The organism is Mycolicibacter sinensis (genome assembly GCF_001673565.1).
GTDB lineage: Bacteria > Actinomycetota > Actinomycetes > Mycobacteriales > Mycobacteriaceae > Mycobacterium > Mycobacterium sinense_C.
Window position 1 is genome coordinate 22,467 of the sequence record NZ_LZMF01000021.1, and the last position, 14,649, is coordinate 37,115.

The window sequence follows — 14,649 nt, forward strand, 5'->3', positions numbered from 1 at the left end:
GATTGGAGTGGATTGAGATGTCAAGTAGCGCAACGCAGACCGCTGAATTCTATCCGCCGGGCGGATACGGGGCACCCAAAGACCGTCGCGGCCAGGCCCGGGGCGTCGCCGGCAAGGTCGGCCTGCCCGCCGGCACCGAGATCTTCTCCGCCGACAACCACATCTCGCTGGCCGACGACATCTTCTACCAGAAGTTCCCCGAGGAACTGCGCGACAAGGCGCCGCGGATCTGGTACGAGGACGGCGCCTACATGGTCGGGCGCAAGGGGCAGACCTTCCTGCCCGGCGACTTCTCCGCGGTGCTGATGCAGTACGACGACCTGGCCGGCGCCGCCAGCACCAACATCGAGGCGCGCATCGCCGAGCTGGCTGAAGACGGCGTCGACAAGGAGCTGGCCTTCCCCAACGCCGTGCTCGCGCTGTTCCACTTCCCCGACAAAGAACTGCGGGAGCGGGTCTTTCGCATCTACAACGAGTACATGGCGGAGTTGCAGGAGCGCTCCGGCGGCCACTTCCACGGGGTCGGCCTGATCAACTGGTGGGACCCCGCCGGCACCCGGCGCACGCTGTCCGAGCTGAAATCTTTGGGGCTCAAAACGTTCCTGCTGCCGCTCAATCCCGGCAAGGACGACGACGGCGGCATCATCGACTACTCCAGCGAGGCGATGCGCCCGGTATGGGACGAGATCGAGGACGCCGGGCTACCGGTGACCCACCACATCGGCGAGACCCCGCCGAAGACTCCGTGTGAGGTCAACAGTGTCGTCGTGGGCATGATGATCAATGTCGACTCGTTCCGGGAGATGTTCTCCAAGTACATCTTCGGGGCCATCCTGGACCGCCACCCGAAGCTGCGGGTCGGTTGGTTCGAGGGCGGAATCGCCTGGGTGCCGTCAGCACTGCAGGACGCCGAGCACCTGCTGGCCTCCTACCAGCACATGTTCAACCACCAGTTGGAACACCCGATCCGGCACTATTGGGACACCCACATGAGTGCGTCGTTCATGGTCGACCCGCTGGGCTTGCGGATGATCGACCAGATCGGGGTCGACCACGTGATGTGGTCGTCGGACTACCCGCACAACGAAAGCACCTTCGGCTATTCGGAGAAGTCGCTGGCCAGCGTGGTGAACGCACTGGGTCCGGAGGCCGCCACGAAAGTGGTGAGCGGCAACGTCAAGGCGTTCTTGGGACTGTGACAGTGGCGTCGGCGACAGCGTCGGCCACCGAGGCCGGCAGCGTCGAGATCTCGGACGTTCCGGACCGAGGCCGGATGCGTCGGGAGACCGGCGCCCGGCTGCGGGCGGCGATGGCCGACCGGGGTGTCGATGCCCTGGTGCTGTTGGGAAACGACGCGGTCACCTACGCCACCGGAACCAGTTGGCGCCTCGGCGACGCCGGACTGTCCCACGTCGAACGACCGGTCGCGGTGGTGCTCGCCGATGACCCGTGGCCGCACGTGTTCCCGCCGTTTCGGGACGGTTGTGATTCGGAACTGCCCGCCGATCATGTGCACGGGCCGCTGTATCTCGAATTCGACGAGGGCGTCGACCATTTCGCGCGGGAGCTCGCCGGTCTGGTTCCGCGCACCGCCGTGGTCGCGATCGACGAGTGCACCGGCGCCATGCGACGTGCCCAGCAGCAGCTGTTTCCGGGCCGGCGGCCCGTCGATGCAGCTCAGTTGGTCAGCGCAGCCAAGCTGATCAAGACTGCCGACGAACTGTCCTACATCCGCGCCGCCTGCCGGATCACCGAGCGGGCGATGGCCGGGGTGCAGGACGTATTGGCACCCGGCGTCCGTCAGATGGAGTTGTCGGCACACTTTCTGCGGGCGGCTTTCGAATCGGGCGCCGACGCCAGCATGGTGGAGCCGATCTGGCAGGTGATGCCCGACAGCAGACACTCCGGTGTGTGGACCACCCACGGCGATCTCGCGTTGCCGCTGCTGGCCACCGGCCGCGAGTTGACCGCGGGTGACGTGTTGTGGACTGACGTCTCGATCAGCCACGGCGGCTACTGCTCGGCCTTCGGCCGGACCTGGATCGTCGGGGCCGCCCCGACGTCTCGTCAGCAGGCGCAGTTCCGCCGATGGCGCGAGATCCTGTCCGCGATGCTCGACCGGACCCGCGCCGGCGCCACCGCCGGTGATCTGGCCCGCGCGGCCACCGCCGCGAACGGGCGGCAGCGGCCCTGGCTGCCGCACGGCTACCTGGGCCACGGCCTGGGCGTAAGTCCCGCCGAGACGCCGATGATCGGCACCGACCTGGGAGCGGAGTTCGACGAGAACTTCGCGTTCGAGCCGGGAATGGTGCTGGTGCTGGAGCCGATGGTGTGGGCCGACGGCACCGGCGGATTCCGCGGTAAAGAGGTCGTGGTGATCACCGAGGACGGGTTCCTCTCGCTGACCGACTACCCGTACGCCCCCTACAGCGAGTGCTGATGACCACCACCACCGAAGTGCTGCCGGACGGTCTCGCGCTGCGCCGAGGACGACGTGAGCGCGCGCTGGCCGAGATGGAAGCCCACGACCTCGACGTACTGGTGCTGGGGCGCCAGGCCAACATCCGCTATGTCACCGGGGCGCCGCAGCGCTGGGCGGCGGGAACCCGCCCGTTCGGTCCCAGCTGCGTGCTGGTGCGGGCGACCGGGGCCGTCCACCTGCTGAGCACCACAGATGACGGTGTGCCGAACGACATTCCGCACGAGAACATCTACGAGAACTCGTGGAATCCAACCAATATCACCGCGGCGCTGGCGCACATCGAGGGAGCGTTCACCGCGCGCCGAGTCGGAACCGACGCGATGTCACCGATGTTCGCGCAGCTGCTGCCGCTGGCCTTCCCCAAGGCCGACCTCATCGACGGCGAACTGGTCATGCGTGCGGCCCGGCGGATCAAGACCCCCGACGAGGTCGCGGCGCTGCGGGGCGCGATTGGAGTGGCCGAGTCGGCGCTGGCGGCGACCGTGGCGGCACTGGAGCCCGGTGTCAGCGAGCAGTCCCTGGCCGGGGTGCTGATGGAGGCGATGATCGCCGCCGGGGTCAGCAGCCCAGCGAACCAGGACATCGCCTGGGTGACCTCGCGGGACCACCCCTGGCGTCGCGCCGCCGGCGATCGCCGGGCACGCCCGGGTGACCTGGTGGGGTTCTCTGCCGGGGTGCTGGCCGGCGGCTATGTCGGCGAAGTGGGGCGCACTCACCAGGTCGGCGAAGCACCGGACCGCAACGCCGCAGCGCTGTACAACCGGTCAGAAGCGCTGTGGCAGCGGCTATCCGGAGCCTGCCGGCCGGGCGCCGCGGGCAGTGACCTGCTGACCGCCTACGCCGAGGCCGGGGAGCCGTTGCCGCCGGTACCGGTGGCCCACGGCCTGGGAATGGGCTTCGACCTGCCGGTTGTATCGGCTCACCTTCCCCAGACCGCCGCAACCGAACGGTTGGAGCCCGGAATGGTGCTGGCCGTCACCGGCTACGTGTTCGAGCCCGGTGTGGGTGCGGTGTTCGGGCGCGAAGCGGTGCTGATCACCGATGAAGGCCACGAAGTGTTGACCACCAGTCCGTCCAAATAAGGAGCAGAATGTCGGGTACGCCAGGCACTTCCGAACGGCCGTCAGCCGAGGAGATCATCCGCTACCACAAGGATCCGGCCACCAAGATCGCCACGATCACCTTCGATCGGCCGGAGTACCTCAACGCACCGACCTCGGCGGCGCGACTGCGCTACGCGGACCTGCTGCGCGGAGCCAGCGTCGACAACGACGTCAAGGTGGTGGTGATCCGCGGTGTCGGGGACAACCTGGGCAGCGGGGCCGATCTGCCGGAATTCATGGAGGGCGTCGAGGCACCCGAAATGCGGCTGGCCGAACTGCGTTTGGAAGGCGATCTGGGTGCTGACGTCACCTATCCGCCCAAGGGCACCTTCCGCAACGGCGCCACCATCAGCGCGTGGTACGCCAACGTGCAGGCCGGCAATCGACCGCTGCAGGAGCTCAAGAAGATCAGCATCGTGGAGGCCAAGGGCTACTGCTACGGCTGGCACTTCTACCAGGCCGCCGATGCCGACCTGGTGATCTCCAGCGACGACGCGCTATTCGGTCACCCGTCGTTCCGCTACTACGGGTGGGGACCGCGGATGTGGACCTGGGTGCAGATGATGGGCCTGCGCAAGTTCTCCGAGATGGTGTTCACCGGGCGGCCCTTCACCGCCGCCGATATGGAGAAGTGCAACTTCCTCAACAAGGTGGTGTCCCGCGATGAGCTCGAAGCCGAAGTCGACAAGTACGCGCTGGCCTGTGCGCGTAACCGTCCAGTCGACACCGTCTTCATGCAGAAGATGTTCTTCGAGGTCTACAAGCAGCACCAGGGCGAGTACATGGGCAGCCTGCTGTCGGCGTTCTTCGAGTCGATGGGCTCGGGGGTGGCGCCGGACGCCGACGACCTGATGCTCGACGATGCCATCGAATCGGGCCTGTCCGGCGCGGTCAAGGACAACGACGCGAGGTTCCCGCCCGACTTCCGGCTGAGCAAGTCCAGCCGCAACAAGGATTCCTGACGTCGTGGCGCCGCTGCACGGCTACACCGTCGTCGATCTGTCCGACGGCATCGCCGGCGCCTACGCCACCAAGATGCTCGCCGACGGCGGAGCGACGGTGATCAACGTCGAGGCGCCCGAAGGCGATTCGTTGCGGAGCTGGTCCGCATCGGGAGCCGAGGTCGACGTCGGCCTCGGGGGTGCGCTGTTCAGCTTCCTGGGTTGCTCCAAGCACAGCGTCATCAGCGACCCAGCCGCGCCCTCCGATATCGAGTTCGTCCACCGGTTGCTGGCCTCGGCCGACGCCGTGGTGTGGTCACCGGAGGGGTGCTTGGGTTCTCACCCGTCCTTGGCACCGGTCGAGATCCACCGCCGCCACCCGCATCTGGTGGTCACCGCGATAACACCGTTCGGATTGGACGGGCCGTGGCGGGATCGCGCGGCCACCGAGTTCACCCTGCAGGCGTGGTCGGGGGGAGCGGTCGGTCTCGGGCGCGGATCGCAGGATCGCGCGCCGGTACACATCGGCGGGCAGGTCGGGGACTGGCTGGCCGGCGCCTATGCGGCGGCGCTGACGCTGGCCGCACGCGCCCGGGCCCAGCGCGACGGCCGCGGCGAACTGATCGACCTGTCCAAGCTGGAAGTCCAGATCCTCGGTCTCACTTACTATCCCGTGACCTACTTCCAGGTGCTCGACCGACCGTGGCGCTCGGAACGCAGGCCCACGGTGCCGGGGGTGGCCCAAGCAGCCGACGGGCTGGTCGCGCTGGGATGCGGCACCGCGCAGCAGTGGTTCGACTTATGCGCCATGACGGGCCATGACGAGTGGATCGACGAGAACTCGCCGCTGTCGATCACCGAGCAGGCCAACCTGCACGCACCGGCCCTGTACGAATGGGTCCGCAATCACAAGGTCGACGATGTCCGTGACCTGGCGTCGGCGTTCCGGATACCCAATTCGCCGGTCGGCAACGGCGAAAACGTGCCGATGCTGGACCACTTCCAGCATCGTCAGGTGTTCACCCGCAACCCGCGGGACGGGTTCATCCAGCCGCTTCCCCCGTACCGGCTCAGCGGGGTCCCGCTGCCGGCGCCGGCGCCGGCGCCACGCCTGGGCGAACACACGCAGCACTACCGGCAGTCACCGCCGCCGCAGCGCGACGCCCCGCAGGTGGCCGCGGCGTCGGAATCGTTGCCGCTCAGCGGCTTACGTGTGCTGGATATGACCACCTTCTGGGCGGGGCCGTCCTGCACCCATCTGCTGGCCATGCTCGGCGCCGAGGTGATCCACCTGGAATCGACTCGCCACCCCGACGGCACCCGGCTGATCGCCGGAGTACCGGCCACCGAGGAGCAGTGGTGGGAGAAGTCACCGATCTTCGCTGCGCTCAACACCAACAAGAAAGGCCTCACCCTGGACTTCCAGACCGAGGCCGGCCGCGACGTCCTGCACCGGCTGATCGCGACCTGCGACGTGGTCGTGGAGAACTTCACCCCGCGAGTGATCGACAACCTCGGCCTGGACTTCGGATCCGTGCAGTCACTGCGCAGCGACGTCATCATGTTGCGGATGCCCGGTTTCGGCCTCGACGGCCCGTGGCGCGACAACCCGGCCTTCGCCTACGTCATCGAGGATGCCTCGGGGCTGGCCTGGCTCACCGGCTTCCCGGACCGCAACCCGTACGAGCCGTACTCGATCGGTGACCCGAACGCCGGCGTGCACGCCCTGACCGGCCTGCTGTTGGCGCTGGAGCATCGCCGGCGTACCGGCGAGGGCGTCCTGGTGGAGGCGCCGATGATCGATGCCGCGCTCAACATCGCCGCCGAGCAGGTGATCGAGTACTCGGCGTACGGTGCACTGCTGCAACGCAACGGCAATCGGGGCCCGGCCGCGGCCCCGCAGAACCTCTACCGCACCGCCGGTATCGACGAGTTCGGCCGCGAGGACTGCTGGGTCGCGGTAGCCGTCGCCACCGATGCGCAGTGGACCAGCCTGTGCACCGCGCTGGGCGAGCCGTCCTGGGCCGCCGACCCGGCACTGTCCACGGTGGCCGGCCGACGCGCCCACCATGACCTCATCGACGAGCAGCTGGCGACCTGGTGTGCGGCCCGCAGCGCAGACGATGTCGTCGAAACGCTTTGGGGCGCCGGGGTTCCGGTGGCCAACGTGATGCAACCGCACCGCCAGACCGAACTGGCGCAGCTGGACGACCGGGAATTCTTCGAGCAGGTACAACACCCGGTCAACGGCCGGGCCGCCTACAGCACGCTGCCGGCCCGGATGTCGCCCGGCCCCGTTCACACCAGCCCCGCGCCGCTGTTGGGCCAGCACAATCACGAACTGCTGCGCGAGTTGGGGCTGCACGACGCCGAGATCGCCGCGTTGGCGGCCGACGGGGTGATCGGCAGCGCACTGGGCTAGCCGAGGCCCGGAGACGAGCCTTAGCTTTCCAGGGTGTCCAGCGCCGCGCGGGTGTCGAGGTCGGTAAACGCCGCGGCGTACCGCTGCGCGAAGGCCAGGCTGATATCGGGCCGCTGCCAGCTGTCGCCGCCGCTGAGCGTGGCGATCCAGATCGCCAGGCCGTGCGCTGCCGAGGCCCGGTAGTGCAACCAGATCTGCTCTGCCGCGGGCAACTCCGTTTCCGGAAGACCCAGGGCGCCACGGTATTCCTCCAGCAGCTCCCGTTCGCCGGCACGTCGGTCGGCGATGCTCAGCGCGCCCTGCAGGAAGTAGCCCAGGTCGAGGGAGAAGTTGCCGTGCCGCACCATCTGCCAGTCCAGGAAACCGACCGCACCATCGGGAAGCACATAGGTGTTGCCGATGTGCGGATCGCCGTGCAGCAGCGTCTGCGGGCCCCGGGTCAGGCTGCGAATGTAGCGGGCCCAGATGTCGCCGAAAAGATCCGCGCCGCTCATCGCGGTGATCTCGGCGGGCACCGAGCTGCCCAGCCGCTGGTGAGCGACCTCCAGCGGCGCAAGCTCTAAGCCGGCGAACGGTACGAACGGCTCCACCCAGCTCAGGGCGGGATTGCCGGTGATGCGCTCGCCCCAGAACGCGCCGTGCAATCGGGCCAGCCCGCGCACCCCCTGCGCCGCTTCGTCGAGGCTGAGCGGCCGGGTCGCGTCGCGCGGGTCGGCCCCGCGCGCCACCACGTCCTCCATCAGCAACAAGAAATCCCGTCGTTCCTCGTCGACGATCGCCCGGTAGACCCTCGGATGATCAAGGGGCAGCGCGACTTCAGACAGGAACAGCCGCGGCTCGTGGTAGAGGCCGCTGGTCAGCTCGACCAGATCGGCGTGTTCGGGGTCGATCGCCTTGACGAAGACGGTGGCCGGTCCGCTTCCGGTCGCGTAGCGCAGCGCCAGCCGCGCACGCCGGTTGGTGCCGTCGTCACGGGAGGCGACCGTAACCGCCTCCACCACCGCACCGGGGTGGTGACCGCTGATCGCCGCGGTCATCCACTCCGGTGAGATCGCCTCCCAGTCATCGGGAATCACCGGCGCGGCTACTTCAGGCAGCTTCCGAGGTCTACCGGCAAGGTGACGCCGGTGACGTACCGGGCTTCGTCAGAGGCCAAGAACAGCACCGCGTTGCTGATGTCCACCGCGTCCACCCACGGAATCGGCATGGTGTGGAAGAGCTGGCAGATCGGGGCCATGTCGTCCGGGCCCGGGTTCTCCAGGTCGGGGCGGAACATCTTCCAGGTGCCCTCGTTCATGATCATTCCGGTGCTGACATGGGTGGGGTGCACCGTGTTGACCCGGATCATGTGCTGGCCCAATTCGACGGCGAACGAGCGCATGATGCCCACCACGCCGTGCTTGGCGGCGACGTAGTTGCCGCAGTGCGGGTAGGCCTTCAACCCGCCGACCGAGCTGGTCAGGATGATCGACCCGCCATTGCCACCGGAGATCAGGTGCGGCACACCGGCCTTGACCGTCTTCCATACGCCCGACAGGTTGATGTCGATCATCTCCTGCCAGTCGTGTTCGCTGCACTGGTCCAAGGTGTCGCCGCCGTTGCCGATGCCGGCGTTGGCAACGATGATGTCCAGCCGGCCCAGCTCCTCCACGCCGGCGTCGACTGCAGCCTTGAGTGCGTCATAGTCGCGCACATCGACTTCCGCGGTGAAGATCCGGCGGTTGCGCGCCTTGACCAGCTCGGCGGTCTCGGCCAGTTCCTCCGGGGTGGCCGGTGGAATGGGCGAGTTCTCGACGATCGGCTTGCAGACGTCGATCGCGATGATGTCGGCGCCCTCCTCGGCCAACCGGACCGCGTGGCTGCGGCCCTGCCCGTGCGCCGCACCGGTGATGAACGCGACCTTGCCTTCAACACGTCCAGTCATGGAAACCTCAATTCTGTCAGTTAGGGGAAAAGCCTGGGGGACAGTGGAATCAGGGGATGATCGCCGGCATGGAGACCCAGCCCCGCACCGTCGATGTCGGGGAGAGCTGCGTCGCGGACAGGTCGACCTCCCACTCGGGGAAGCGCTTGAGGATCTCCTCGATGGCGATCCTCGACTCCAACCGTGCCAGCGCGTTGCCCACGCAGAAATGCGTGCCGTGGCCGAAACCCAGGTGCGGGCGGCGTTCCCGGTGGATGTCGAACACGTCGCCGTCCGGCGGGAACCGGCGGTGATCACGGTTGGCGGCACCCATCAGCAACAGCATCGCCGAGCCTTCGGGCACTTTCTGGCCGTAGTACTCCACATCGCGGGTGACGTAGCGTGCTACGTGCGGCGCCGGCGGCTCGAACCGAACCAGTTCCTCGACCGCCCGTGGGATCAGTGCCGGGTTGGCCGCCATTTCCGCCCGCTGGTCCGGATGCTCGGCCAGCACCTTGCCGCTCCAACCGATCAACCGGGTGGTGGTCTCGCTGCCGGCGGTGGCCAGCACGGTCAGAAACAGGTGCAGTTCTTCGCGTCCCATCCGGCGTCGGGTGCCGGTTTCGTCCTCGAACTCGGCGTTCATCAGCTCGGTGATCAAGTCGTCGGAGGGGTGCTTCGCCCGCCAGTCGATGATGTCGGCGAACACGTCGCCGGTGGCGATCGGCCCGTCCGGGTTGTCGGTCATCTTCTGGCCCGGCTCGGTGCGAATGGTGGCGTCACCGTGTTCGGTGACATGCTCCTGCTGATCTTCTGGGATACCCAGCAGCATCCCGATCACCCGCATCGGCATCTCCGCGCCGAGGTCGTTGACGAAGTCGAACCGCCCGGTGCCCACCAGCGGGTCCAGGCAGCGCGCGCAGTACTCCCGGATCTGCGCTTCCAACGCGTTCATCCGGCGTGGGCTGAACATCCCGGCCATCAGATTGCGGTGGATGTCGTGGATCGGCGGGTCCTCGAAGATCAGGATCCCCGGCGGAATCTCCATGCCGGACTTGATGATCTCGAGAACCGCGCCCTTGGCTGAGCTGAACGTCTGGTAGTCGGCGAACGCGGCGTGCACGTCGTCGAACCGGCTCAGCGCATAGAAGTCGTGCTCTTCGTTGTAGTACAGCGGCGACTCTTCGCGCAGCCGGCGAAACATCGGGTACGGATCGTTGTTGAGTTCGATGTCGTACGGGTCGTAGCGCGCTGCGCTGGTGGTGGTGACCGTCATGGTGTGTGTCCGTCCCTTCGGCAGAGCTGCGATCTACAGGCCGGCGGGGACGGGAGCCGCCACCGGGGTGAATTCCAGGTGCAGCTCGGTCAGGCCGCGCAGGATGAACGTCGGTTCGAAGGTGAACCGTCGCTCGCCTGCTTGGCCATGCTGCGACTCGTCGAGCCGGATGTCGGTCATGCGATCCAGGATGCGTTCCAGCGAGATCCGGCTCTCGGCGCGCGCCAACGGTGAGCCCGGGCAGGTGTGCGTGCCGCGGGCGAAGGCCAGATGCTCGCGCACGTTGGGCCGGTCGATGCGGAACTCGTGCGGGTCGTCGAATTTGCGAGGGTCGCGGTTGACCGCGCCGGGGAACATCACCACCACGGTGCCGGCTTTCAGTTCGACCCCGCCGAGCGTGGTGGTCTTGCGCACCAGCCGTGGGTCGGTCTTCACCGGGCTCTCCATCCGCAGCGTCTCCTCGAGGAAGTTCGGGATCTTGCTGCGGTCCGCGCGCAGCTGCGCGACGAGGCTCGGGTCCTCGGCAAGGAAACGCAGTGCGGCGCTGAGCAGTTTGGTGGTGGTCTCCTGCCCGGCCCCGAACAGGAACGTGGCGCTTTTGACCACGTCGCCGATCTCGGGAATCGACCCGTCCTCGTAGGTGGCGGTGGCCAGGTCGGTCAGCACGTCGGCGCGCGGATTCTCGCGCCGCTCACTGAGGTAGTTGCTGAATTTGCCGTCCAACCAGGCCAGCGGGTCGTGGGCCAGTTCTTCGTGATCGAGCGAGCCGATCCGAGCGCCCGGCTGCGGTGCGCCCAGCACCTCCTGGAACGTCGGGCGGTCCTCCTCAGGTACACCGAGCAGGTCGGCGATCACCAGCAGCGCGAACGGCCGGGCGTACTCGGAGAGGAACTCGCACTTGCCGCTGTCGATGAAGTAGTCCAGCTGCCGGTCGGCCAGCTGCCACATGAAGTCCTGGTTCTCCTTGAGCCGCTTGGGGGTGAGCAGCCGGCTCAGCAGTGACCGCGCCTTGGTGTGCATCGGCGGGTCCATGGTGACCATGTGCTCGGTCATCGGCATCAGGTGGCGGTGCGCCTCGATCTGCTCGCTGATGTCGTCGCCCTCAGGGGTGAACGGCAGCGGCGGGAAGGGCCCACCGACCGCGACCAGATTGGAGTAGGTGTCGGAGTCGCGGTAGATCTCGTTCGCTTCTTCGTGACCCGTCACGGCGAACACGCCGTAGACGTTCAGCGGGGTGACCGGGCCCTGGGCGCGCAAGTAGTCGAAGTACGGGTGCGGGTCGGGTACCAGGGACTGATCGGTGAAGAAGTCGATGGTGTCGAAGTCGGTCAACGTGGACCTCTCTGCAGAATGGGCTGACAGGTGCTGAGCATCTGCTTAGCATGGGTGGCACCGGGGGTCAAGGGTTGAGGCGGCATTACGATGGCCGCCGGACGTGTAAAGGTGGACGACGACGATGCAAAGCGGACGATATGCCCGAACCTAAGGGGCAGCGCAGAATTGGGGCCCCGGACGCCAAGAACCGGACGTTGCTGCTCGATGCCGCCGAACAGCTGCTGCTGACCGCCGGTCACGGTGCGGTGAGCTCGCGCCGGGTAGCCGAGCAGGCCGGCCTCAAGCACCAACTCGTGCACTATTACTTCCGCACCATGGACGAGCTGTTCCTGGCGATGTTCCGCCGGCGCGGGGACCAGGGTTTGGCCGAACAGGCCGAGGTGCTCGCCTCGCCGCAGCCGTTGTGGGCGCTGTGGCGCTTCAACACCGACCCGGCATGGACCGCGCTGACGATGCAGTTCATGGCGCTGGCCAACCAGCGGGAGGCGTTGCGGGCGGAGATCGCGACCTATGCCGAACGGCTTCGCGCCGAACAGATCGAGGCGGTGGCCGGACTGCTGGCGCGCTACGGCATCGACGCGCAAGAGTTTCCGGCGACGGTGTTGATGGTGCTGATGACCAGCGCGTCGCGGATGCTGATCATCGAACAAGAGGCGCTGGGCATGACGCTCGGCCACGCCGAGACCGTCGAGTTCGTCGAGCGCTGGCTGCGCCGACTCGAGGGTGAGCCGGGGGAGCCTGCCCCCGGCGCCGCACTGACCTCGGGGCACGCGGCGCATTAGCGTTGCGCCCGGCCCTGCTGCAAGCGATCCGCTGCCGCCCAATGCTCGTCGGAGACCCACAGCCGAGCGAACGCCGCCACCGCCTCGTCGGCCGACGCGCCGGCGAGCACACGCTTGATCTCGCCGGCTGACGGGTTGGCCAACGACCGTGCCAGGCCACGCCATTCGGCCTCGAACGACTCGCGGGGCACCACCCGGTTGACCAGGCCGATCCGTTCGGCGGCCGGGGCGTCCAGCATGGTTCCGGTGCCGGCCAGCAGCAGCGCCTGACTGTGTCCGACCAGGGCGGCCAGTCGCTCGGCGCCACCCCAGGCCGGCATGATCGCCAGCGACACCTGGTTGAAGGCGATCTTGACGTCGGCGGCGGCGATCCGGATGTCGGCGGCAACGGCCACCTCAGCGCCGCCTCCGAGCGCGTGCCCGTTGAGCGCGGCGATCACCGGCGCCGGAAAGGCGGCGATCCGGTCGCACAACAACCGCATCCGCCACGCCATGGCTTGCGCGTCGGACTCGGTGCGGATGGCGGCGAGTTGCTTGAGATCTCCGCCGGAGACGAAGGCCCGATCGCCACCGCCGGTGATGACCACTGCCCGGGCCGCGGCGACCGCGTCCAGCGCGCGATCGAGCTGATCCATCGTCTCCGGGGCGATCGCGTTGCGCGCTTGGGGACGATCGATCGTGATGACCGCCAATCCTTCATCCAACTCGACATCAACCATGACTCTCCAATGAAGATATTGGCATTCTCGGATTAGGAGAATAACATCACGGGCGTCATGCGAAAGATTCCGGACGACCTGGCGCGGCACTACGAAGCCAACGGGTGGTGGACCCACGAAACCCTCGGTGACCTGCTCACACAGTGCTTGTCCGAGGCGGCGGACTGCCGCTTCGAGGTGCACTCCGAGGTCCGCCCATGGCGGGGCAACTTCGGCGATGTCGAGCAGACCGCGCGCCGGCTCGCGGCCGGGCTCTCCGCCCGCGGTGTCGGCCCCGGCGACGTGGTGGCGTTCCAACTGCCCAACTGGATGGAGGCCGCCGCAACCTTCTGGGCCGCGGCGTTCCTGGGGGCGGTCGTGGTGCCGGTCGTGCACTTCTACGGGGCCAAAGAGCTGGGCTACATCCTGTCCGCCAGCAAGCCGCGAGTATTCATCACCGCTGAGAAGTTCGGGCGGATGACATTTGCACCCGAACTCGTGGCGGATGTCCCGATCGTCGGGGTGGTGGGCGGGAGCGGTGCGAGCGTGGTGGGCGGGAGCGGTGCGAGCGTGGTGGGCGGGAGCGGTGCCGCACAGAACTTCGAGGACCTGCTGGCCGCCGAGCCGATGCCCGGCGTACTTGCCACCGACCCCGGCGCACCCGCGCTGATCGCCTTCACCTCCGGAACCACGCGAAACCCCAAGGGCGTCATCCACAGTCACCAGACGCTGTGCTTCGAGACGCGCCAGCTGCTCGCCAACTACCCCAAGGACCGCGGCCGGCAACTGACCGCAACCCCGGTCGGGCACTTCATCGGGATGATCGGGGCGTTTTTGATCCCGGTGCTGGAGGGCACGCCGATCGACCTCGCCGACGTCTGGGATCCCGCGAAGGCGCTGGCGTTGATGGCCGAGCAGGGCGTGTCGATCGGCGGCGGGCCACCGTATTTCGTCACCAGCCTGCTCGACCATCCGGATTTCGCTCCCGAACACCTACGGCACATCCGCCACGTCGGCCTGGGTGGGTCGACGGTGCCCGCGGCGGTCACCCGCCGGCTCGCGGATCTGGGCATCTTCGTGTACCGGTCTTACGGCAGCACCGAACACCCGTCGATCACCGGCTCCACCCCCAGCGCTGCCGAGGACAAGCGACTGTTCACCGACGGCAATGCGCGGCCCGGCGTGGAGATCCGGCTGGCCCCCGACGGGGAGATCCTGAGCCGCGGGCCCGACCTGTGCCTCGGCTATACCGACGACGCCTTGACCGAAGCGGCCTTCGACGCCGACGGCTGGTACCACACCGGGGACGTCGGGGTGCTCGATGCCGACGGCTATCTGACCATCACCGACCGCAAGGCCGATGTCATCATCCGCGGCGGCGAGAACATCAGCGCCGTCGAGGTCGAAGAGGTTTTGTTGGCGCTGCCCGCCGTCACCGAGGCTGTGGTGGTGGCGGTGCCCGACGCCCGCCTGGGGGAGCGGGCGGCGGCGGTCGTGCGCCTCAAGCCCGGGTGTGCGTTACCGACGATGCCGGAACTGCAGGCCCATTTCGAAGGCCTCGGCGTGGCTCGCCAGAAGTGGCCGGAGCAGCTGCACGAGGTCGACGACTTTCCGCGTACCGCCAGCGGCAAGGTGCAGAAGTACGTGGTGCGCCAGCAGCTCGCCGGCGAGGTTGCACCGACACCATTGTGAGAATATGATTCTCTC

Annotated in this window: 12 protein-coding genes; 7 read left to right on the forward strand and 5 right to left on the reverse strand. The window is 67.6% G+C overall.

Annotated features, from left to right (window positions below):
• Positions 1–17 precede the first annotated feature (17 nt).
• Genes A5648_RS03740 through A5648_RS03760 form a run of 5 tightly spaced genes read left to right on the forward strand, consistent with a single transcriptional unit; the run spans position 18 to position 6,948 of the window.
• Positions 18–1,199, forward strand: coding sequence for an amidohydrolase family protein (locus A5648_RS03740; RefSeq protein WP_065023255.1), 1,182 nt, complete (start codon positions 18–20; stop codon positions 1,197–1,199).
• On the forward strand, positions 1,196–2,440 hold the full coding sequence (locus A5648_RS03745) for a M24 family metallopeptidase (protein WP_428844306.1): 1,245 nt from the start codon (positions 1,196–1,198) through the stop codon (positions 2,438–2,440). The genes A5648_RS03740 and A5648_RS03745 overlap by 4 nt, the downstream gene beginning before the upstream one ends.
• On the forward strand, positions 2,440–3,564 hold the full coding sequence (locus tag A5648_RS03750; RefSeq protein WP_065023298.1) for a M24 family metallopeptidase: 1,125 nt from the start codon (positions 2,440–2,442) through the stop codon (positions 3,562–3,564). Before A5648_RS03745 ends, A5648_RS03750 begins: the two co-directional genes overlap by 1 nt.
• Positions 3,565–3,572: 8 nt before the next feature.
• A complete protein-coding gene (locus tag A5648_RS03755) occupies positions 3,573–4,547 on the forward strand; it encodes an enoyl-CoA hydratase/isomerase family protein (RefSeq protein WP_065023257.1) in 975 nt (324 codons plus the stop codon).
• A 4-nt stretch (positions 4,548–4,551) separates the two neighbouring features.
• A complete protein-coding gene (locus A5648_RS03760) occupies positions 4,552–6,948 on the forward strand; it encodes a CaiB/BaiF CoA-transferase family protein (RefSeq protein WP_082966313.1) in 2,397 nt (798 codons plus the stop codon).
• 20 nt (positions 6,949–6,968) lie between these two features.
• On the opposite strand, the gene A5648_RS03765 is transcribed toward A5648_RS03760, so the two are convergent.
• Genes A5648_RS03765 through A5648_RS03780 form a run of 4 tightly spaced genes read right to left on the reverse strand, consistent with a single transcriptional unit; the run spans position 6,969 to position 11,459 of the window.
• Positions 6,969–7,985 carry a phosphotransferase gene (locus A5648_RS03765; RefSeq protein ID WP_065023299.1) on the reverse strand — a complete coding sequence of 339 codons (1,017 nt, stop codon included), beginning with the start codon at positions 7,983–7,985 and terminating at the stop codon, positions 6,969–6,971.
• A gap of 47 nt (positions 7,986–8,032) precedes the next feature.
• Positions 8,033–8,872, reverse strand: coding sequence for a mycofactocin-coupled SDR family oxidoreductase (locus A5648_RS03770; RefSeq protein ID WP_065023259.1), 840 nt, complete (start codon positions 8,870–8,872; stop codon positions 8,033–8,035).
• Between the two features lie 49 nt (positions 8,873–8,921).
• On the reverse strand, positions 8,922–10,127 hold the full coding sequence (locus A5648_RS03775; protein WP_065023260.1) for a cytochrome P450: 1,206 nt from the start codon (positions 10,125–10,127) through the stop codon (positions 8,922–8,924).
• Positions 10,128–10,160: 33 nt separating this feature from the next.
• On the reverse strand, positions 10,161–11,459 hold the full coding sequence (locus tag A5648_RS03780) for a cytochrome P450 (protein ID WP_065023261.1): 1,299 nt from the start codon (positions 11,457–11,459) through the stop codon (positions 10,161–10,163).
• A 140-nt stretch (positions 11,460–11,599) separates the two neighbouring features.
• Here A5648_RS03780 and A5648_RS03785 point away from each other — a divergent pair, with 140 nt between their 5' ends.
• Positions 11,600–12,244 (forward strand): TetR/AcrR family transcriptional regulator, encoded by a 645-nt coding sequence (locus tag A5648_RS03785; protein WP_065023262.1) that lies wholly within the window; start codon positions 11,600–11,602, stop codon positions 12,242–12,244.
• On the opposite strand, the gene A5648_RS03790 is transcribed toward A5648_RS03785, so the two are convergent.
• Complete coding sequence (locus A5648_RS03790; protein WP_065023263.1) at positions 12,241–12,963, reverse strand: enoyl-CoA hydratase/isomerase family protein; 723 nt, start codon at positions 12,961–12,963, stop codon at positions 12,241–12,243. The two genes, A5648_RS03785 and A5648_RS03790, sit on opposite strands and share 4 nt — an antisense overlap.
• 57 nt (positions 12,964–13,020) lie before the next feature.
• On the opposite strand from A5648_RS03790, the gene A5648_RS03795 reads away from it, so the two are divergent.
• Positions 13,021–14,634, forward strand: a complete 1,614-nt coding sequence (locus tag A5648_RS03795) for an AMP-binding protein (RefSeq protein WP_065023264.1) — start codon at positions 13,021–13,023, stop codon at positions 14,632–14,634.
• Positions 14,635–14,649 lie beyond the last annotated feature (15 nt).